The organism is Klebsiella aerogenes (genome assembly GCA_029027985.1).
GTDB lineage: Bacteria > Pseudomonadota > Gammaproteobacteria > Enterobacterales > Enterobacteriaceae > Klebsiella > Klebsiella aerogenes_A.
In genome coordinates, this window is sequence record CP119076.1 from 2,524,878 (window position 1) to 2,544,648 (window position 19,771).

Sequence of the window (19,771 nt, forward strand, 5' to 3'; positions counted from 1 at the left end):
AATGGCATTCACAAAAGCAAACGGAGCCTGATATGAGCACGTCTAAAGATCCCGCTAACAACGCATCCACAGGGAAATGTCCTTTTCATGCCGAAACGCCGAAGCAAAGCGCCGGCAGCGGTACCTCCAACCGTGACTGGTGGCCGAACCAACTTCGTGTGGACCTGCTGAATCAGCACTCCAACCGCTCTAACCCGTTGGGTGAAAACTTTAACTATCGGGAAGAGTTCAAAAAACTGGACTACGCCGCACTGAAAGCCGACCTCCGCACGCTGCTGACCGACTCGCAGGAGTGGTGGCCAGCGGACTGGGGTAGTTACATCGGTCTGTTTATTCGTATGGCATGGCACGGCGCGGGTACCTACCGTACCGTTGACGGTCGCGGCGGCGCTGGCCGTGGGCAACAGCGTTTCGCCCCGCTCAACTCCTGGCCGGATAACGTCAGCCTTGATAAAGCGCGTCGCCTGCTGTGGCCGGTGAAGCAAAAATATGGCCAGAAAATTTCCTGGGCCGACCTGTATATGCTGGCCGGTAACGTGGCGTTAGAAAACGCCGGGTTCCGTACCTTCGGTTTCGGCGCCGGTCGTGAAGACGTCTGGGAACCGGATCTGGACGTTGACTGGGGTGATGAAAAAGAGTGGCTGAAGCACCGTCACCCGGAAAGCCTGGAAAGGCAAGCGATGGGCGCTACCGAAATGGGCCTCATCTACGTTAACCCGGAAGGTCCGAACGCCAGCGGCGACCCGCTCTCCGCGGCTGACGCTATCCGCGCGACCTTCGGCAACATGGCGATGGACGATGAAGAAATCGTCGCGCTGATCGCTGGCGGCCATACGCTGGGTAAAACCCACGGCGCCGCACCGGCTACCCACGTCGGCGCAGAGCCGGAAGCCGCCCCGCTGGAATCACAGGGTCTCGGTTGGGCCAGCAGCTTCGGCAGCGGCAGCGGCACCGACGCGATCACATCCGGTCTGGAAGTGGTGTGGACGCAAACGCCGACCCAGTGGAGCAACTACTTCTTCGAGAACCTGTTCAAATATGAGTGGGTACAAACTCGCAGCCCGGCAGGCGCGATTCAGTTTGAAGCGAAGGACGCGCCGGAGATCATTCCGGATCCGTTTAACCCTGGTAAAAAACGCAAGCCAACCATGTTGGTTACCGACTTGACGCTGCGCTTCGACCCGGAATTCGGCAAGATTTCTCGCCGCTTCCTCAACGACCCGCAGGCCTTCAACGAAGCTTTCGCCCGCGCCTGGTTTAAACTGATTCACCGCGATATGGGGCCAAAATCCCGCTATCTCGGCCCGGAAGTACCAAAAGAAGATCTGATTTGGCAGGATCCGTTACCGGCAGCCACACATAATCCAACCACGGCTGATATTGCCACGCTGAAAACGGCGATTGCCGATGCCGGTCTGTCGGTTAGCGAATTGGTGTCTGTTGCCTGGGCTTCCGCATCGACCTTCCGCGGCGGCGATAAACGCGGCGGCGCCAACGGCGCTCGCCTGGCGCTGCTGCCGCAAAGAGAGTGGCCGGTGAACGCTATCGCCAGCAAAGTGCTGCCCACTCTCCAGGCCATCCAGAAAGCATCGGGTAAAGCCTCCCTTGCCGATATCATCGTGCTGGCTGGCGTCGTCGGCGTTGAGCAGGCCGCCGCCGCGGCGGGTGTACGTGTGAACGTGCCATTTGCGCCGGGTCGCGTTGATGCGCGTCAGGATCAGACTGATATCGAATCTGTTGATCTGCTGCAGCCGATGGCCGACGGCTTCCGTAACTATCGTCGTATTGAAGGCGGCGTGTCGACGGAAACCCTGCTGCTGGATAAAGCGCAACAGCTGACCCTGACGGCACCGGAAATGACGGCGCTGGTTGGCGGTTTACGCGTTCTGGGCGCTAACTTTGACGGTAGCCAACACGGTGTCTTCACCGATCGCGTCGGCGTCCTCAGTACGGACTTCTTCGTCAACCTGCTGGATATGGGGACCGTGTGGAAAGCCGCTGATGAACAATCTGAACTGTTTACCGGCAGCGATCGTAAGAGCGGCGAAGCAAAATATACCGCTACCCGCGTAGACCTGGTGTTTGGCTCGAACTCAGTGCTGCGCGCGCTGGCGGAAGTGTACGCTTGTGCCGATGCGCAACAGAAATTCGTCAGCGATTTCGTTGCCGCATGGACGAAAGTGATGAATCTGGACCGTTTCGATCTGTAATCACCCTACCCGGCGGTGAATAACCGCCGGTGGGATCCGGTCTAACAGAGCCGCTCATTCAGGAGTGGCTCTTTTTTATTCTTCGCGCGCCAGTTGCAGTAACCGACTGTAGGTTCGCTGGATATCATCCAACGCCACCCCTTCCACGACTTTTTCCAGCACACAATCGGCAATCAGTGTTAATCGACACTGTTTTTCATACAAAACATCCACCACGTTGATAAAGCGCTGCTGCGCTGCCGGACTAACCGCCCCCAACGCCGGAACCCCCTCGACTAACCAGTTGCGATGCTGCTCGCACAAGGTCAGATAATCCATGACCGATGTCGGCGCCTGACAGAGTTGGTCGAAGGTGAAATGCAGAAACGCGCCGTTGCCCGACGCCGTGTGCAAGGTGCGATACCCCACGGTCAGCGGCTGAGGGTGTTCCGCGACTTCCGGTAAATCAAGCGTTGCGCGCAGATGGCGTGTCGGCTGCACCAGCAGTTTTCCATGACAGAAGTCATTTTCCCGCGAGACATGCCGCTCACGGTAATCCTGATCGCCGTTGAGCGCAGCGACCGTCATATGTTGTTTGATAAGATTGATAGAGGGTAAAAAGCGATCGTGATAAAGCGGATTTGGCAGCAGACGATCCGGGGGATAATTTGAGGTGGCCAACAAGACAATGTTTTGCGTGAACAGATGTTCCAACAGCACTTTTATCAGCATCGCATCGGCAGGATCGTGAAGGTGGAATTCATCAAAACACAGCAAACGACAATTCTGCGTCATTTGCGCGACGACGTGCGGTAAAGAGGGTGCCGATGGCGCATTCAGGCGCTGATGCAGCTCACGGAAAAAGTGATGAAAATGAACCCGACGCTTTTCACACAGCGGCAGACTCGCGAAGAAATGATCGAGGATAAAACTCTTACCGCGTCCGGTACGCCCCCAGACGTACAAGCCCTTCACCGCCACCTGTGGCTGGAGTATTTGCTGGCTCAGCGTGTGCAAATCGGCGATTAACGATAGCTGATCGCCATCGAGGGTTAAATTTTCTTTTGTCGCCGCCTCTGCCATCACGGCGCTAAAACAAAAATCAGCACGCTGCAACATGGGACTCGCCACCGCTATTTCCGGCAAAACATGCCGCCGCGGCGACAATCAGCTTATGGTACGTTTCTGAATTATTTAACATTTGGGGTCCGAGGTCCAATGATGTAAAAAACCACGCTAAGACACTAATTCATTGTTTGTATTGAAATTTAGTGGCCTTAGCACACCCTTCAAAATATCTTCCGGTAACGAAAACGTATAATACCCCAGCATATTTATATGGCCATGTATCAGCGGCGATAATCTTGCCAGATGTTCTTCTTCAGGCGTTTCCCCCGATTTGCGAAGATGTGACAATGCCTCTTGCATGTAAAGAGTATTCCACAGCACAACCGCATTCGTCACCAGGCCCAGAGCACCGATATGTGAGCGTCTCTGCCGAATTTTATTCATTCCAGAAACAACATCAAGATCATCAGCTTTTAGTGATCCGCTGCATTTGTTGCCGACAAACTTCTAAAACATGTTGTCGCAACCAGCGATGGACAGGATCGGCATCTAAGCGTGGATGCCACATCTGAGATATGGTTATTTCCGGGGTTTTTACCGGAAGTTCGAACGTGCAGAATGCTGCAGTATCATGTTCATGACTACTGATCCGGTTTATGAGGAAGGAAGCGGGTACGAGCGCAACCAAATCTGATGCCATCATCACAGCCATTGCAGCAGGAAAACTCGGCACCGCAGCCGCAATTCTCCGTTCGAATCCTAATTCAGTCAGTGCCTTGTCTATGGGGCCACTGGCGAGTCCATGACGGGAAGTAATGACATGGTCAAATGAAGCATATTTCGCAGCAGTAATACTATCTTTCTGATCAAGCAGTGGATGACCTTTTCTCACCGCACCAACAAATCGATCCCTGAACAGCGCTTGTAAGCGTATTTCCGGCCCCATCTCACCTAAAACACCAATTTCCAGATCAACCAGACCTTCACGTAAATGCTTTGCACTTTTTTCTTCTTTGGCTGCAAAACAAAGACGAACAAGAGGTGCTTTTGCAGCCGCCGCTGCGATAAGTGCAGCACCGAAAGCCTCAACAAAACCTTCGTTCGTCCTTATTGTAAATGTCCTTTCCAGTCTGGATAAATCTGGCGGTACCACTGAAGGGCGGAGTATGGCCAAAGCCGCAGAGACAGTGTGTTGGGTGCTTTCACGTATAGCTTCAACATAGGGTGTCAGTACCATCTGACGTCCTGCCCGAACTAAAAGAGGATCACCTGTCGTAGCACGAAGACGAGTTAACGTTCTGCTCATTGCCGAAGGACTTAATCCCAGACGGCGCGCGGCGCGCGTCACATTGACTTCAGCGATGAGCGCATCGAGTGCGATGAGTAAATTAAGATCGGGGTCAGTCATGCTTCATGATATCCGGTTTTGAAAAGAAGTGAGGCGTCTGGTGCATAGTATAAATGTAATCTGTGCGTCTTCCGCATTATCTTCATCAGGCATAGAGTTGTTCACATACCGAAAGGACACCACCTTTCGCTCTATAATCTGGAGAGTTATCTATGAACAATTCAACTACACCAAAAACTATCCTCATCATCGGTGCCTCACGTGGTCTTGGCCATGCAATGGCCGCGGAATTTGTGACCAAAGGGTGGCACGTCATTGGTACCGTGCGCGGAAAAGACAAAACGTTGTTACATGATCTGTCGGATAAAAATCCAGGCCGCATTGAAATTGAACATCTTGATGTCACCGATCAGGAACAAATTAAATCGCTTCGGGAGCGGCTGTCCAACAGGGTCCTGGATATCCTCTTCCATAATGCCGGTACCGCCGACAAGAACCAGAATGAGACCATCGCAGAGGTATCAACTGAAGAGTTTACACAGGTAATGGTGACCAACGCGTTAAGCCCAATGCGCGTTATTGAAAGCCTGCAGGACCTTGTGTCTGAAAAAGGTACTATCGGTATTATGTCGTCAGGACAGGGCAGCGTGAGCAGCAATACGAACGGTGGGCATGAAGTTTATCGGGGTTCAAAGGCCGCGCTGAACATGTACATGAGAAGCTACGCCGCTCGCCATGCCGGAGAGTCGCGGACGTTGCTATTAATGGCTCCTGGCTGGGTGCGTACTGATTTAGGCGGGCCTGATGCGCCACTCAGCATTGAGCAAAGCATTCCGAAAGTCGTAAACGTCATACTTTCACAGCAGGGTAAGCCAGGACTGCAATACCTCGATCGTGAAGGGAAAACCGTACCGTGGTGATCAGTACGCCAGTACAGACCCGGTGTTTTCAGAAAGGAGAGTGAACATGAAGCTGATTGGTATTGAAGAGCATTTTCTGACAGAAGATGTCTGTGAGGCCTGGAAAGCATCGGGTCTGGAAGCAAAAGACCCCAGCATTGCGTTTAACTCCGGAATCACTAAGCGCCGACTGTTTGATCTTGCTGATGAGCGCATTGCCCTGATGGATGAAACGGGTCTGGATGTGCAGGTACTGTCTCTGACGTCACCTGCGCTTCAGGGCCTGGGGCCGGAGAGTCTCGATATGGCGCAGCGAATCAACGATAGTATTGCCGAAGTTGTCGCAAGATATCCAGATCGGTTTCAGGCGCTGGCAACCCTGCCTGTCTCTATGCCTGATGAAGCCGCTATCGAACTGGAACGTTGTATTAAGACCCTGGGTTTGAAAGGAACGATGCTATGCAGCGGTGGGGCTGAACATTTAGACAGTCCTGCATATTTCCCTGTTCTTAGCTGTGCTGAAACCCTGAATGTGCCGGTATTAATTCATCCGGGAACGCCGGATGAAGCCGTCAGAACTGCGTATTACTCAGGCTTTAGTCCGGAGGTTAATACGGCTTTCGCCACTTATGGCCTTGGCTGGCACTATGATGCGGGAATTCAGTTTATCCGTCTGGTGTTGTCGGGCACATTTGACCGCCTTCCGGGCCTCCAGATGATCCTTGGGCACTGGGGAGAGCTGGTATTATTTTATGCAGAACGCGTGGCAGCAATGAACCGGGTTGCAAATCTGAAATTACCCATCGCATCATACTTGCGGGAAAATCTGTATGTTACGGCGAGCGGAATGTTCCTTCCTCATTTCCTCGACAGGGCGGTTGCGATAGTAGGATCGGAACGTATTCTTTTTTCGACCGATTATCCTTTTCAATATCGCACTGGTAATGATGCGAGGCAATTTCTGGAAAAATGTAACCTCAATGAAAATGAGAAGGCGGCTTTTGCTCACAGTAACTGGATGCGCCTGACTCGTGACAGAAACGCGGACTAACTTAAACTGCAATAAAGCAACTTATATGACCTCTAATATTAGCTTTGTAAAACAGCATGATATGCCCTTAACGTGTTTTTTTTACATCATTGGCCCTCGAACCCCTAATCTGAAGAAAATGCCCGGCTCCCTGCCGCTGCTAAGTTAAACCGCCGGGTAAATAACACGAAGCCCGGGGTGATGATGCCCCGGGCCATTTCTACTACCTAATCCAGACGGTCAACAAGATGATAATCACCATCATCAGCGCGACCCGGATAAATAGGTGGTCCAACGACGCTTTTCGCATAGCGCACCTCGTTATTCAATAATTTGCCGTATCGCCAATGCCAGTACCAGCAAACCGGCCAGCAAAAACATCCAGGCGATGAGATCTTCCGGTGAACGATTCATCGTCATCTCTCCTTGCTGTTATCAGAACCACTGGCCGAAACGTTTGATATAGAAACGTTTCATACCCTGCGCCACCAGGCAGTAGCTCAGCAGCGTGGCGACCAACCACGGGAAATAGCTCAACGGCAGCGGTTCAAGCCCCACCATGGCGCCAAGCGGCGAGAAGGGAATATAGATGCCGATGGCCATAATGGCGATGGTGGTTAACATCACCGGCAGCGTCGCCCGGCTCTGGATGAACGGAATTTTCTGCGTTCTCAACATGTGCACAACCAGCGTTTGCGACAGCAACCCTTCGATAAACCAGCCGGACTGGAACAACGCCTGCGCTTCGACGTGATTAGCGGCAAAGACGTACCACATCAGGGCGAAGGTGGTGATATCAAATATTGATGACGTTGGCCCAATCCATAACATGAAGCGACCAATATTCTTCGCATCCCACTTACGCGGTTTACGCAAAAACTCCTTATCCATTTTGTCCCATGGCAACGACAGCTGGGAGATGTCGTACATCAGGTTCTGAATCAGCAGATGAATCGCCAGCATCGGCAGAAACGGGATAAACGCGCTGGCGACCAGGACTGAAAAAACGTTACCGAAGTTGGAGCTGGCGGTCATATTCAGATACTTGATAATGTTGCCGAAGGTCTCGCGCCCTTTGATGACCCCTTCTTCCAGCACCATCAAATCTTTTTCCAGCAGAATAATATCCGAGGATTCTTTGGCGATGTCCGCCGCGCTATCGACGGAGATGCCGACATCGGCATCACGCAATGCTGGCGCATCATTGATCCCATCGCCAAGGAAACCGACGGTATGGCCGTTTTTTTGCAGCATCTGCAAAATGCGCGACTTCTGCAATGGCGTCAGTTTGGCGAATACCGCGCGTTTCTCCACCTCCTGTTGCAGCTGGCGGTCAGTCATTGTCTCAACCCGATCGCCGGTGAGGATGTCATGCGCATCAATACCGACCTCAAGGCAAATTCGCGCTGTCACCATCGGATTATCACCGGTAAGCACCTTCATCGCGACGCCATTATCCCGCAGCGCAGTAATCGCTTTGCCCGCACTCTCTTTCGGCGGATCAAGGAATGTCAGCATGCCTTCAACGGTGAGTCCCTGCTCATCTGCCGCAGTCAGCGGCACGTTTGGCATGGCGTCATCCAGCTTGCGGGTGGCGACCAGCAGTACCCGGAAGCCCTGGGCGTTAAAGTCTTCGGTTTTCGCCAGCAGCAGTTCACGACGCAGCGCGTCCAGCTCAACCACCTTGTCGCCTTCGCGAATATGGCTGGCGACCCGCAGCATTTCTTCGACCGCACCTTTGCAAATCAAACTCTTGTCGCCAAAACGACTATCTTCAACCGAGACCGATACGCGGCGACGTATAAAATCAAACGGCAATTCATCAAGCTTAACGAAACGTTCTTTCTCCGTCGGCGCCAACCGCCCTTCACCAAAGCGCAGAACGGCCCTGTCCATCAGGTTGCGTGCCCCGCTTTGGCTGCTGCTATTCAGCCACGCCAGCATTAATACCCGGTTGCTTTCGGCGCCGCCGACGTCAAGATGGTGCTCGAGAATGATATTGTCCTGAGTCAGCGTGCCGGTTTTATCCGTACACAAGACATCCATTGCGCCAAAGTTTTGGATGGCATTCAGGCGCTTAACGATGACTTTGCGCCGCGACATCGCTATCGCCCCTTTCGCCAGATTCGAGCTCACAATCATCGGCAGCATTTCCGGCGTTAAACCGACCGCCACCGCCAGGGCAAACAGCGAGGCCTCGACCCAATCGCCTTTGCTGAAGCCGTTAATCAGCAGCACGATCGGCACCATGATCAGCATAAAGCGGATCAGCAGCCAACTCACGCTATTGACCCCGCGGTCAAAGGCGGTTTGCGTGCGGGTGCCGACGATCGATTTCGCCAGCGAACCAAACCAGGTTCGATTACCGGTCGCCACGACCACCGCCTGCGCCCTACCGCTGGTGACGTTCGTCCCCATCAGGCAGATATTGCCCATCTCCAACAAACTTTTATTTTTATCCGGCGCGGGTAAACGGTCACTGCATTTACCTGACACGCTGGCCATGACGTCATATTTTTCTACCGGCAGTGATTCACCACTGAGAATTGACTGACTAACAAACAGATCCCGTGATTCCAACAGACGAACATCCGCTGGCACCAGGTCACCGGCGGCGAGAAAAATAATATCTCCCGGCACCAGCTCCTCTATCGCAATTTCCTCCTGGCCTGGGCCGACATGACCCGGCCCGCGACGCAGTACCGTGGCGGTGGTGCGTACCATTGATTTCAGCGCCTGCGCCGCTTTATTGGTTCTGAACTCCTGCCAGAATCGCAACAGTCCACTCAGGCTCACCATCGTCAGGATAATAATGACCCCGGTCAGATCGGTCTCTTCACCATTGCTCAGCGGCAGCCAGTAGTCGGTAATAAAGCTGACCGCCGCCAGCGCCATCAGCACGTAAATAAACGGGTTGTTAAACGCCTGCAGTAATTGAATTAAAAACGGCGGCGCGGTTTCATGCGCTACTTCATTGCGGCCATAGTCTTCCAGCCGTTCCAGTGCGTCAGCCATGGTGAGTCCCTGGCGGCTACTGTTTAATCGCGCCAGCGTATGGTCCGGGCTGTTAAAAGCCTCAGTCTCAATGGCAAAACTCTTTTTATGCTGCTTATCATTTTCTGACGCAGACCGGTTGGCATTCCGGTTTTCTAATTTCATGTCAGTCATGATTCATCCCCAAAATTTAGCTGTAGTGATCCCTGCATAAATAAATCATGCATATTTTGATGTTATTTATTTTTACTCACCGAATACGCGCATTAGATATCGCCGCCTGGATTTTTTGATCCGCAGTGAGACAACATCAATAAGCCGTAAATGAGCGTTAATTACCGCCGAAAAGGCGGAGGAAACAGGGCGTAGAAAAATAATAGCATGATGATTTACCTCGCAAAAAATTGCGAACTCAGGTTTTCAGGAGGCAATCATGGTCGGGATGGGATTGCTGCCTGCCGGTTGGCAAACAGCGCAGAGTAGATAGCGTCAGTTTGCCTTGATGTTTAAATAAGGGTGACTGTCCAACATATCTCTCCTGTGTGAAGTTGTGCTTAGTATAGTTCGGAAATAAAAGGTGTAAAGTTAAATACGCCCTCCAGTGAGGATTGGTTTAAGAAAAAATGAGGGAATAAAAAGAGCCCCCCGATTTTACGGGGAGTATTAATTTAATCGAACACGCTGTTAATAATTGTCGTAACCACCGCGGTGCTCAGTGCTATTAACACCAGATCATCACCAACCACCCGCCACTCATAGCCCGGATAATACGGCAATTGATTGAGCATCGACGCCGGTGCGGCAGTCATCGTTAACGACAGCACCACGGCGATGGCCGCTTTTACTGCCTGACGCTTTCATGCATAGAGTACACGCTGCAAATGTAGGTGGTTTTGCTCGCGTCACCATTTCACTTATTCCTGGTTTCGACCTCTGGTCATTTACTTCAATTCTGGCGCTAGCGAAGATGAAAAAGCAGCATATTCATTATAAAAAAACGCAAACAGCATGATTTTTAACTATTAAAATGCAATGCCGCTAACGATTAAAAATTTAAAACTATTAACAATCAATTAACATTAGCAGGCAAACATTTCTCCTGAGGAAAATAATAATATGTCTACCACCCAGGTTCTCGGCGAGGCCGCCTTTAGCCCGCCAGGACAACATCGCGCAAGTTTAACCGCGCGCATTGATGCGCTGCCCTCCTCCTTCGGCTTATGGTCTTTTATCACCCTGCTGTCGTTAGGCGGATTTTTCGAGCTCTACGATCTTTTCCAAACGGGATACATCAGTACCGGGCTGCTGGCCGACAACATTTTCCATGTCGGCAAAGAGGGGATCTTCGGTATCCCGGATCAGGCGGCCTTCGCTTCTTCGACCTTTATGGGATTGTTTATCGGCGCCAGCCTGCTCGCGCCGCTGGCCGACAAGTTGGGCCGCCGCCTGACATTTATGTTCGCGCTGGCATGGTATGGCATCTTCTCCCTAATTATGGCGCTGCAGAATAGCGCCGAAGGGGTGATTTTTTTCCGCTTCCTGGTGGGGATAGGCCTGGGGATTGAGTTGGTCACCATCGACACCTATCTCAGCGAGTGGATGCCGACACATTTACGTAACAAAGCCTTTGCTTACGCCTTCTTTATTCAGTTTCTCTCGGTACCGGCGGTGGCGCTGATGTCATGGCTGCTGGTGCCGATAACTTTCCTCGGTCTCAGTGGCTGGCGTTGGGTGATTATTATCGGCGCGCTGTGTTCGCTGGTTATCTGGGTCATTCGTAAAAGGCTACCGGAATCGGCCCGTTGGCTGGAAACCAAAGGCCGCCACGACGACGCACATCAGGTGATGTGCGAAATGGAACAACGCTGCGGTTTGTCGCCTTCTCCGCGCCACGACAGCCCCGAGGCAGAAGCGCCAAAACGCGGCACCTTTAAAGAAATTTGGGCACCGGAGTACCGTCGGCGCACCATCATGTTAATGGTAATGAACTTTTTCCAGGCCATCGGCTTTTTCGGCTTTGGCAACTGGCTGCCCGCCCTGCTCTCCGGTCAGGGCGCCAGTATTACCCACAGCCTGCTGTACGCCTTCTTTATTACGCTCGCCTACCCGATTGGCTGCCTGTTCTGCACCCGCTTTGTTCATCGTTTTGAAAACAAATGGCAAATTGTGCTATCAGCGTTGATGACGGTGGTCTTCGGCACCCTGTTTGCTTTGCAGAACAATCCGGTGCTGCTGATCGTTTGCGGCTTTATGATCACCTGGTCCAACGCCTGGCTGACCATTAGCTACCATGCCTATCAGGCGGAAGTGTTTCCCACTCACATCCGCGCTCGCGCGGTCGGCTTCTGTTACTCCTTCAGCCGCCTGTCGACCGCCGTCACCAGCATTATGATCGGCGTGATCCTGCAGTATGCGGGCACCCCAGGGGTGATTAGCTTTATCGTCGCCAGTATGCTGATGGTCATGCTCTCTGTTGGCGTGTTCGGGCCGAAGACACGCGGTATTCGCCTGGAAAATATCTAAAGCCCGGCAACGCCGTCGCTGAAGCGTGCGGCGGCGTTGCGCGCGAGTTTTGTTTCTTGATAGCGAAGTAAACCTGGCATTAGCAAGGCGCTCACCCCACTTAATACCATCAGCCATTACACGAGTCAGCTTATGGCGATTCACTAAAAATCATCTGCGCATCGGCGAAGCATTTTTCCGCCAGCGACGAGACCGGCTCCTGTTTGCGCATGATCAGCGCCAGCATCGAATCCACTTCGGTTTCCGCAATGGGGATAATCGCCAGATTATCGCTCAGCGCTTCCAGCCCGTTGTTAAGCGGCATAATGGCGCAGCAGATCCCCGCCTGCACCGCCTGGATTATCTGAAACGTCGAATCGCTCTCAAAGACGTATTTCGGCGTTAACCCCTTGGCTTTGAAGCTCATTTCGATCGACTCACGGTAATACATCCCTTTAGTGAGGAAACCGAGCGGCAGCCCCGCGAGCGTATCCCACTCTGGTATGGCGTCGTCGAACTGAAAATGACGCTTGTCGTGCAATAGCCCCATGCGCGTGGCCGGTAGCCAGGCCACATTGAACAATTCGCTATCTACATGGTGCAAATAGCACATACCGAGGTCGAGCTGGTTGCGACTGACGCCGTCAATAATTTGCTCCGAGGTCATCGACAGCAGACTGAACTGCAGCTCAGGGTATTTCTCCGCCAGCGGCTTAATTAACTGCATGGGATTCAGGCTGGCCAACGGCACCATGCCAACCCGCAGCTGGCCGACCATCTGCCCGCGACAAATCGCCGCTTCCGCCGCCAGCCCGTCGTGCGCGGCGAGCAACGCCCGCGCCCATGCCAGAATCCGTTCACCTTCCGGAGTGAAGCCTTCAAAGCGTTGGCCGCGCTGAATCAACGTCAGATTAAGTTCGTCTTCCAGATTGCGAATACGCATCGAAAGCGTCGGTTGGGTGATATGGCAGGCCGCAGCAGCCTGGCCAAAATGGCGCGTCTGATCGAGAGCGATCAGGTATTTCAGCTGTTTGATGTCCATCTTATTTCCAGAATATTAACGCCCGCGGGTCATACGCGAACGCGATGCAGAACACAGCTGCAGCTACATATGTTATTTAAATGTTACTTGCGGTGCGAAAGGTTTTCAAGCCACTGGATCGAGGGACAGGGACGCAATGGGATTCACGAGGATAAATGGCGCCCGTGGCCTGGGGACAGCTCACGGGCGACCAACGGCAGGTTAACGAAGGCCAGCGACGGCGCGGATCTCTTTCGAACGCAAGGTCAGGCGGATAGGAACCGATTTATACGACGGCGTGCCGCTCTCTTCATCGATGTAATCCAGCGGCACCAACACGTTGGCTTCCGGGTAATAAGCGCCCACGGTCCCCGGCGCAATGCTATACGCGACCACGGTGATATCCTCAAGACGCAGATCGCTATCCGGCAGCGCAGTGGTAATATCCACACGGTCGCCATGCTCCAGCCCCTGCTCGGCCATATCCTGCTCATTCATGAACAACACATCACGACGGCCAAACACCCCGCGATAGCGATCGTCCATCGCATAGATAGTGGTGTTGTACTGATCGTGGCTGCGCAGCGTGACCAGACGCATGACATCGTCGCCGTCAACATGAAGGTTTTCATGCACCCCCTTGAACACCGAGAACATTGCTTTGCCGGTCGGCGTCGGCCAGATTCGCTCGGTTGGCGGCAGCGGCATGCGGAAACCGCCCGGATGGCGAATACGCGCATTGTAGTCCTCGAATCCGGGGATAGTTTGCTCGATAAGCTCGCGGATCCGGTCATAATCGGCCACCAATGATAGCCAATCGATTTTACTGTTCGGCAGCGTCGCCATCGCCATACCGGCAACGATCGCCGGTTCTGAACGCAGGCGGTCAGAGGCGGGTTTCAGTTTGCCGGATGAGGCGTGAACCATCGACATCGAGTCTTCCACGGTAATCGACTGCCGTCCGCTCTCCTGTACATCCAATTCGGTACGGCCAAGACACGGCAGAATAAAAGTCTCTTTCGCCACCAGCAGATGCGAACGGTTGAGCTTGGTGCCGATATGCACGCTGAGATCCAGCCCGCGCATCGCCGGGAACGCCCGTTCATGATCCGGCATGGCTACCGCAAAGTTACCCCCGAGGCACAACAGCGCTTTGGCCTCACCGGCGACCATCGCCTGCAGGGCTTTAACCGCATCATGGCCGTGGCCTTGCGGCGGCACAAAACCAAACACGCTCTCAAGACGGTTCAGGAACGTGGCGCTCGGTTTCTCGGTGATACCAACAGTACGGTTGCCCTGCACGTTGGAGTGACCGCGTAGCGGGCAGATCCCGGCGCCCGGTTTGCCGATGTTGCCGCGCATCAGCAACAGATCGGCGATCAAGCGCACGTTAGAGGTCCCCTTGTTATGCTGGGTGATCCCCATACCGTAGGTAATGATGGTAGCGTTCGATTGCGCATAAGCGACGGCAACACGTTCAAGATCGTCGCGAGTAAGGCCAGACTCACGCTCAATCTCCTGCCAGTGAGTGTCGGATAAATCTTGCGCAAACGCCGCGAAACCGAGGGTATGTTCGTTGATAAATGCCTGATCCAACACCTGGCCTTGATCCGCTTCGATTTCGAGCAGCGCCTTGGCGATCCCTTTCAGCGCCGCCGCATCGCCGCCCGCTTTGACCTGGAAATAGGTTGAGGCGATATTGGTCGAACTGTAGGTCGCCATTTCAATCACGTTCTGCGGGTCGGCAAAACGCTCCAGCGCCCGTTCACGCAGCGGATTAAAAACGATGATCGGCACGCCACGGCGCGACAGCTCATGCAGCGTTCCCATCATCCGCGGATGGTTGGTGCCCGGATTGTGGCCGATAGAAATAACCAGTTCGGTATTTTCGAAATCGTCCAGCGATACCGTTCCTTTACCGATACCTATCGACTGCGGCAACCCTACGCTGGTGGCCTCGTGACACATATTGGAGCAGTCCGGGAAGTTGTTGGTGCCAAACTCGCGGGCATACAGCTGGAACAGGTACGCCGCTTCGTTTGAGGCGCGCCCGGAGGTATAAAACTCGACTTCATCGGGCTGCATACCTTGCAGAATGTCGCCAATACGGGCGAACGCACGTTCCCAGGATACCGGGCGCAGCGTGTCGCTCTCGCGATCGTAGGCCAGAGGATGGGTAATGCGTCCGTAGCCTTCCAGCTCGAAATCGCTTTTCGCCAACAGCGACGTGACCGTGTTAGCGGCAAGAAATTCCGGCGTGACGCGTTTGTTGGTGGCTTCCCAGGTGACCGCTTTCGCGCCGTTTTCACAGAACTGGAAGGTTGATTTATGTTCTTTATCCGGCCAGGCGCAGCCGGGGCAGTCAAAGCCGTCAGGCTGGTTAGTGCGCAGCAGCGTTACAGGGGCGTCGAATGCGTCCATTTGCGTGCGCACGGCGATTGCGGTGGCTTTTAACGCCCCCCATCCCCCTGCCGGGCCATCGTAAGGATGAACACCGGGCACCGCACGTTTTTTCTTATTCATATGAACTCCTGAATACTCTATTCAGCTAACGGGGATTATTAACAACATCGCCCGGTTGTTTGCCGTGATGTTAAATAACCACAACAAATAAGCGGGAAATAAAGATTTCTCATTCATGTCGCATGATGAAAATCAGGATTAACTCGTTGTTTTTAATCTCTAACTAAATGTCTGATTGAAATGAAATGAGCAAGTCTTTTCGTTAACCAAATAATAACATGCTGAACCGTGTTGTATAATAGATGTTATCTATCGGGTGTTAAATTTAACCTATTTGATAATTAAAGAATTATTTTTAAACTTTACTATCCAGGACATTAACATATTTCAATGCCCGACAACGCCGTAATTCAATCGTCATCAACAGGACGCTTTACGCAGGTAAAGCGATATCCGCTATGCAGAAAATATTCCATAAATACAATGAAGTAATGTCGTACAGGGGTGGATCATGTTCGGATTAGACGCCTTTTATTTAGCCCGGATACAGTTTGCATTTACTGTATCTTTCCACATTATTTTTCCCGCCATTACCATTGGCCTCGCCAGCTATCTCGCCGTCCTGGAAGGCCTGTGGTTAAAAACCAAAGAGGATACCTACCGTCAGCTTTATCATTTCTGGTCAAAAATCTTTGCGGTAAACTTCGGCATGGGCGTCGTTTCCGGACTGGTGATGGCCTATCAATTCGGGACCAACTGGAGCGGATTTTCACAATTCGCCGGCAGTATTACCGGCCCGCTGCTGACCTATGAAGTGCTAACTGCCTTCTTCCTCGAAGCCGGTTTCCTTGGCGTCATGCTGTTTGGCTGGCATCGCGTGGGCCGCGGTCTGCATTTCTTTGCTACCTGCATGGTGGCGCTGGGGACGCTGTTTTCCACCTTCTGGATCCTCGCCTCCAATAGCTGGATGCATACGCCGCAAGGCTACATCATCGAAAACGGCGTCGTGGTGCCGGTGGACTGGCTGAAAGTCATCTTCAACCCTTCCTTCCCGTACCGCCTGCTGCATATGTCAACGGCGGCGTTTCTCTCCAGCGCCTTTTTCGTCGGCGCCTCGGCGGCCTGGCATCTGCTCAAAGGCAACGATACGCCAGCGATCCGTAAGATGTTCTCCATGGCGCTGTGGATGGCGCTGATCGTCGCCCCTATTCAGGCCATGATCGGCGATGCGCACGGGCTTAATACCCTTGAACACCAGCCAGCGAAAATCGCCGCTATTGAAGGGCATTGGGAAAATAAACCAGGTGAAGCGACGCCATTGGTGCTGGTGGGGCTGCCGGATATGGCCGAAGAGCGCACTAAATACAAAATCGAAGTGCCGTACCTCGGCAGCATCATCCTGACTCATAGCCTCGACAAACAGGTGCCGGCGTTAAAAAGCTTCCCGAAAGAGGATCGTCCGAACTCCACGATCATCTTCTGGTCGTTCAGGGTGATGGCGGGTCTCGGCATGTTAATGGTGCTGCTCGGCGTGGTCAGCGTCTGGCTACGTTGGCGCGGCCGACTTTACACCTCGAAACCGTTCCTGCGCTTTGCGCTGTTGATGGGGCCATCCGGGCTGGTCGCGTTGCTGGCGGGTTGGTTCACCACTGAAATTGGCCGCCAGCCGTGGGTGGTCTATGGCGTCCAGCGTACCCGGGATGCCGTCTCGGCGCATGGCGAGCTGCATATGTCTCTCAGCCTGTTGGCCTTTATCGTGGTTTACACCTCGGTATTTGGCGTCGGTTATGTCTATCTGATTCGCCTGATTAAGAAAGGGCCGGAAAGCGAGCCATCGTCTGACGACCCGCATCAGAACCAGACCCCAGCGCGCCCGCTTTCGGCGGTACGCGAACCTATGAATACTTCGGGGAGAAAATAATATGGGTATCGATCTGTCAATTATTTGGTTCACGATCATCGTTTTCTCCACCCTGATGTATATCGTGATGGACGGTTTCGATCTCGGCATCGGCATTCTGTTCCCGTTCAATAAACATGAAACCGACCGCGACATGATGATGAACAGCGTGGCGCCGGTGTGGGACGGCAACGAGACCTGGATGGTGCTCGGCGGCGCCGCGTTGTATGGCGCCTTCCCACTGGCCTATGCGGTGATTATCGACGCGCTCAGCATCCCGTTGACCGCCATGCTGTTAGGGCTAATATTCCGCGGCGTCGCTTTCGAATTCCGCTTTAAAGCCACGCCGGAACATCGGCCAATCTGGGATAAAGCGTTTATCGGCGGCTCGCTACTCGCCACCTTTAGCCAGGGCATCGCCGTCGGCACGTTGCTGAACGGGCTTAGTGTGACCGGCCGCGAATTTAGCGGTTCTACCCTCGACTGGCTGGCGCCCTTCCCGCTGTTTTGCGGCGTTGGGCTGGTGATCGCCTACGCGCTGTTAGGCTGCACCTGGCTGATTATGAAAACCGAAGGTCCGCTGCATCGCAAAATGTCCGAACTGGCCATTCCACTGACCCTGGCATTGTTGGCGGTTGTGGCGTTAATCAGTATCTGGACGCCGCTGACCCATCCGGAGATCGCTCGCCGCTGGTTTACGATGCCGAATATCATCTGGTTTATGCCGGTGCCGCTGCTGGTGCTGGTGTGCTGCTGGGGGATCGTGCGTAGCGCCTACAATCGTCAGGCCAGTTACGGGCCATTTATGCTCACGCTGGCGCTGGTGTTCCTCGGTTTTAGCGGGCTTGGGATCAGTATCTGGCCAAATATCATTCCACCGTCGGTCTCTATCTGGCAGGCTGCCTCGCCGCCGCAGAGCCAGGGCTTTATGCTGGTCGGCGGGCTACTGATTATTCCCGTCATTTTGATGTATACCTGCTGGAGCTACTATGTGTTTCGCGGCAAAGTTAAACCAGATGAGGGGTATCATTGATGGCAACGCCTTCGGAGAAACCGGTCGAGACGCCCGCTCGTCCATTCTGGCAAAAACTCATGTGGCTGGTGATTATCTGGGGGGCCAGCGTGCTGGCGCTCGGCGTGGTCGCCACCTTCTTTAAGCTGCTGATGACGGCGGCGGGAATGCGTACTCACTAATCATCAACGCCGGACGGGATACCCCGCCCGGCGTTTCTCTTTGCAGGCCAGACTCAGGTGAGATTGTAATAGCGGTCGGGCTGCATTTTTTCCGGTAGCGGATGCTGCCCGGTCATATCCATCAGATTACGTTCAATGGTATTGCACATCGCGTTCAGCGGCAGATCGTTAGCCGAAGTGCCGAACGGATCTTCCAGTTCTTCCGCCAGTGAATCCCATGACAAGAAGGTGTAAGAGATAAATACCGAGACGAACGGCGTCATGTAATGTAAATCCCCGACCAGGGCGAACGGCAGCAGCGTGCAAAACAGATAAACGGTACGTTGCAAAATCAAGGTATAGGCAAACGGCACCGGCGTACTGGCCAGCCGCTCGCAGCCGCCCAACACATGAGCCAGTTCATCCAGCTTGTTATCCATTAGGCCATAGGTAATATCGCTGAGTTTGCCCTGCTCGCGCAGTTTGCCCAACTCATTGCCAATTAATAGCAAGATACGGTTAGTCGGCATGGAGCTGGCGAGAATTTCCGCGACGTTCTCTGCGGGTAGCAAACGGTAAAGATCGGCTGCCGGATCGGTTTTCCGCAGCTGGTGCTTCAGGCTCCAGCTGAACGCCACCAGATAGCTGACCAGTGTCTTATGCGTCTCGCGCTCGGCGGGCAGGATATTTTTTAGCTGCCGCACCAGGGTTCTTTCGGCAATCAGTACCGTTCCCCATAAATTGCGCGCTTCAACGAAGCGGCTGTAGCTCGCGCTATTACGAAAACCGAGGAAAATCGCAATCGCGATCCCCAACAGGCTGAACGGCGCAACGGTTAAGTGAATACCAAGCTGCTCATACCATTGATAGCTGATGATGGCGATAACCGACATCAGTACGTTCAGCAGCAGGCGGAAAACGATTTTCGACAGCACGGAGCCGTGCCAGTCAAACAGACGAAAAAACCAGTGTTGTTCTGGCCGGATGATCATTGTATTACTTCCTGAAAGGCCAATTTAAGCTCAGTATATACCCTAAATAATTCGAGTTGCGGCCAACACACATGCAGCTTGAAGTATGACGGGGATAGATATTATCTATTAACTTATTGCTTTATTTTATTGTACACAAACACGACATCGCGTTGATACCCTCCATTAATTAGCGATAAATTAACGGCGGTT

Annotated in this window: 14 protein-coding genes and 2 pseudogenes; 7 read left to right on the forward strand and 9 right to left on the reverse strand. The window is 53.3% G+C overall.

Annotated elements, in window-relative coordinates; genetic code table 11:
• The first annotated feature begins 32 nt into the window (after window positions 1-32).
• Entirely contained in the window at window positions 33-2,210 is a 2,178-nt protein-coding gene (katG, locus tag PYR66_12105; protein ID WEF26103.1) for a catalase/peroxidase HPI, read from the forward strand.
• Window positions 2,211-2,285: 75 nt separating this feature from the next.
• On the opposite strand, the gene zapE is transcribed toward katG, so the two are convergent.
• From zapE to PYR66_12120, 3 genes and pseudogenes are all read right to left on the reverse strand, one after another.
• Window positions 2,286-3,308: a cell division protein ZapE gene (gene zapE, locus PYR66_12110; GenBank protein WEF30435.1), complete on the reverse strand. Its 1,023-nt coding sequence runs from the start codon at window positions 3,306-3,308 to the stop codon at window positions 2,286-2,288.
• A gap of 117 nt (window positions 3,309-3,425) precedes the next feature.
• Window positions 3,426-3,671, reverse strand: a pseudogene (locus tag PYR66_12115) (Tn3 family transposase).
• A gap of 52 nt (window positions 3,672-3,723) precedes the next feature.
• Window positions 3,724-4,665, reverse strand: a complete 942-nt coding sequence (locus PYR66_12120) for a LysR family transcriptional regulator (protein WEF26104.1) — start codon at window positions 4,663-4,665, stop codon at window positions 3,724-3,726.
• 152 nt (window positions 4,666-4,817) lie between these two features.
• Here PYR66_12120 and PYR66_12125 point away from each other — a divergent pair, with 152 nt between their 5' ends.
• Together PYR66_12125 and PYR66_12130 are read left to right on the forward strand one after the other, a co-directional pair.
• Window positions 4,818-5,525 carry an SDR family oxidoreductase gene (locus PYR66_12125; GenBank protein ID WEF26105.1) on the forward strand — a complete coding sequence of 236 codons (708 nt, stop codon included), beginning with the start codon at window positions 4,818-4,820 and terminating at the stop codon, window positions 5,523-5,525.
• A gap of 46 nt (window positions 5,526-5,571) precedes the next feature.
• The gene (locus PYR66_12130; protein ID WEF26106.1) at window positions 5,572-6,555 is read left to right on the forward strand and encodes an amidohydrolase family protein; all 984 of its coding nucleotides are present in this window, start codon (window positions 5,572-5,574) and stop codon (window positions 6,553-6,555) included.
• A gap of 300 nt (window positions 6,556-6,855) precedes the next feature.
• On the opposite strand, the gene mgtR is transcribed toward PYR66_12130, so the two are convergent.
• The 3 genes and pseudogenes from mgtR to PYR66_12145 form a co-directional block, all read right to left on the reverse strand.
• The gene (mgtR, locus tag PYR66_12135; GenBank protein ID WEF26107.1) at window positions 6,856-6,948 is read right to left on the reverse strand and encodes a protein MgtR; all 93 of its coding nucleotides are present in this window, start codon (window positions 6,946-6,948) and stop codon (window positions 6,856-6,858) included.
• Window positions 6,949-6,969: 21 nt separating this feature from the next.
• Entirely contained in the window at window positions 6,970-9,702 is a 2,733-nt protein-coding gene (gene mgtA / locus PYR66_12140) for a magnesium-translocating P-type ATPase (protein ID WEF26108.1), read from the reverse strand.
• 494 nt (window positions 9,703-10,196) lie between these two features.
• Window positions 10,197-10,325, reverse strand: a pseudogene (locus PYR66_12145) (hypothetical protein).
• Between the two features lie 319 nt (window positions 10,326-10,644).
• On the opposite strand from PYR66_12145, the gene PYR66_12150 reads away from it, so the two are divergent.
• Window positions 10,645-12,051, forward strand: a complete 1,407-nt coding sequence (locus PYR66_12150) for an MFS transporter (protein WEF26109.1) — start codon at window positions 10,645-10,647, stop codon at window positions 12,049-12,051.
• A 130-nt stretch (window positions 12,052-12,181) separates the two neighbouring features.
• On the opposite strand, the gene PYR66_12155 is transcribed toward PYR66_12150, so the two are convergent.
• Entirely contained in the window at window positions 12,182-13,072 is an 891-nt protein-coding gene (locus PYR66_12155) for a LysR family transcriptional regulator (GenBank protein WEF26110.1), read from the reverse strand.
• A 201-nt stretch (window positions 13,073-13,273) separates the two neighbouring features.
• Entirely contained in the window at window positions 13,274-15,574 is a 2,301-nt protein-coding gene (locus PYR66_12160) for an FdhF/YdeP family oxidoreductase (GenBank protein WEF26111.1), read from the reverse strand.
• A gap of 451 nt (window positions 15,575-16,025) precedes the next feature.
• On the opposite strand from PYR66_12160, the gene PYR66_12165 reads away from it, so the two are divergent.
• The 3 genes from PYR66_12165 to PYR66_12175 are packed head-to-tail and all read left to right on the forward strand — an operon-like array spanning window position 16,026 to window position 18,608.
• The gene (locus PYR66_12165) at window positions 16,026-17,435 is read left to right on the forward strand and encodes a cytochrome ubiquinol oxidase subunit I (GenBank protein WEF26112.1); all 1,410 of its coding nucleotides are present in this window, start codon (window positions 16,026-16,028) and stop codon (window positions 17,433-17,435) included.
• A 1-nt stretch (window position 17,436) separates the two neighbouring features.
• Window positions 17,437-18,447: a cytochrome d ubiquinol oxidase subunit II gene (gene cydB / locus PYR66_12170; GenBank protein ID WEF26113.1), complete on the forward strand. Its 1,011-nt coding sequence runs from the start codon at window positions 17,437-17,439 to the stop codon at window positions 18,445-18,447.
• The gene (locus PYR66_12175) at window positions 18,447-18,608 is read left to right on the forward strand and encodes a DUF2474 domain-containing protein (GenBank protein WEF26114.1); all 162 of its coding nucleotides are present in this window, start codon (window positions 18,447-18,449) and stop codon (window positions 18,606-18,608) included. Before cydB ends, PYR66_12175 begins: the two co-directional genes overlap by 1 nt.
• A gap of 53 nt (window positions 18,609-18,661) precedes the next feature.
• Here the strand turns inward: PYR66_12175 and PYR66_12180 are convergent, their stop codons facing one another.
• Complete coding sequence (locus PYR66_12180) at window positions 18,662-19,579, reverse strand: bestrophin family ion channel (GenBank protein WEF26115.1); 918 nt, start codon at window positions 19,577-19,579, stop codon at window positions 18,662-18,664.
• Window positions 19,580-19,771: the final 192 nt, after the last annotated feature.

What these genes read in the sequence shown, in the direction of transcription:
- katG (WEF26103.1), top strand. Translation starts at nt 33, where the DNA reads ATGAGCACGTCTAAAGATCCCGCTAACAACGCATCCACAGGGAAATGT.
- zapE (WEF30435.1), bottom strand. Translation starts at nt 3,308, where the DNA reads ATGTTGCAGCGTGCTGATTTTTGTTTTAGCGCCGTGATGGCAGAGGCG.
- PYR66_12120 (WEF26104.1), bottom strand. Translation starts at nt 4,665, where the DNA reads ATGACTGACCCCGATCTTAATTTACTCATCGCACTCGATGCGCTCATC.
- PYR66_12125 (WEF26105.1), top strand. Translation starts at nt 4,818, where the DNA reads ATGAACAATTCAACTACACCAAAAACTATCCTCATCATCGGTGCCTCA.
- PYR66_12130 (WEF26106.1), top strand. Translation starts at nt 5,572, where the DNA reads ATGAAGCTGATTGGTATTGAAGAGCATTTTCTGACAGAAGATGTCTGT.
- mgtR (WEF26107.1), bottom strand. Translation starts at nt 6,948, where the DNA reads ATGAATCGTTCACCGGAAGATCTCATCGCCTGGATGTTTTTGCTGGCC.
- mgtA (WEF26108.1), bottom strand. Translation starts at nt 9,702, where the DNA reads ATGACTGACATGAAATTAGAAAACCGGAATGCCAACCGGTCTGCGTCA.
- PYR66_12150 (WEF26109.1), top strand. Translation starts at nt 10,645, where the DNA reads ATGTCTACCACCCAGGTTCTCGGCGAGGCCGCCTTTAGCCCGCCAGGA.
- PYR66_12155 (WEF26110.1), bottom strand. Translation starts at nt 13,072, where the DNA reads ATGGACATCAAACAGCTGAAATACCTGATCGCTCTCGATCAGACGCGC.
- PYR66_12160 (WEF26111.1), bottom strand. Translation starts at nt 15,574, where the DNA reads ATGAATAAGAAAAAACGTGCGGTGCCCGGTGTTCATCCTTACGATGGC.
- PYR66_12165 (WEF26112.1), top strand. Translation starts at nt 16,026, where the DNA reads ATGTTCGGATTAGACGCCTTTTATTTAGCCCGGATACAGTTTGCATTT.
- cydB (WEF26113.1), top strand. Translation starts at nt 17,437, where the DNA reads ATGGGTATCGATCTGTCAATTATTTGGTTCACGATCATCGTTTTCTCC.
- PYR66_12175 (WEF26114.1), top strand. Translation starts at nt 18,447, where the DNA reads ATGGCAACGCCTTCGGAGAAACCGGTCGAGACGCCCGCTCGTCCATTC.
- PYR66_12180 (WEF26115.1), bottom strand. Translation starts at nt 19,579, where the DNA reads ATGATCATCCGGCCAGAACAACACTGGTTTTTTCGTCTGTTTGACTGG.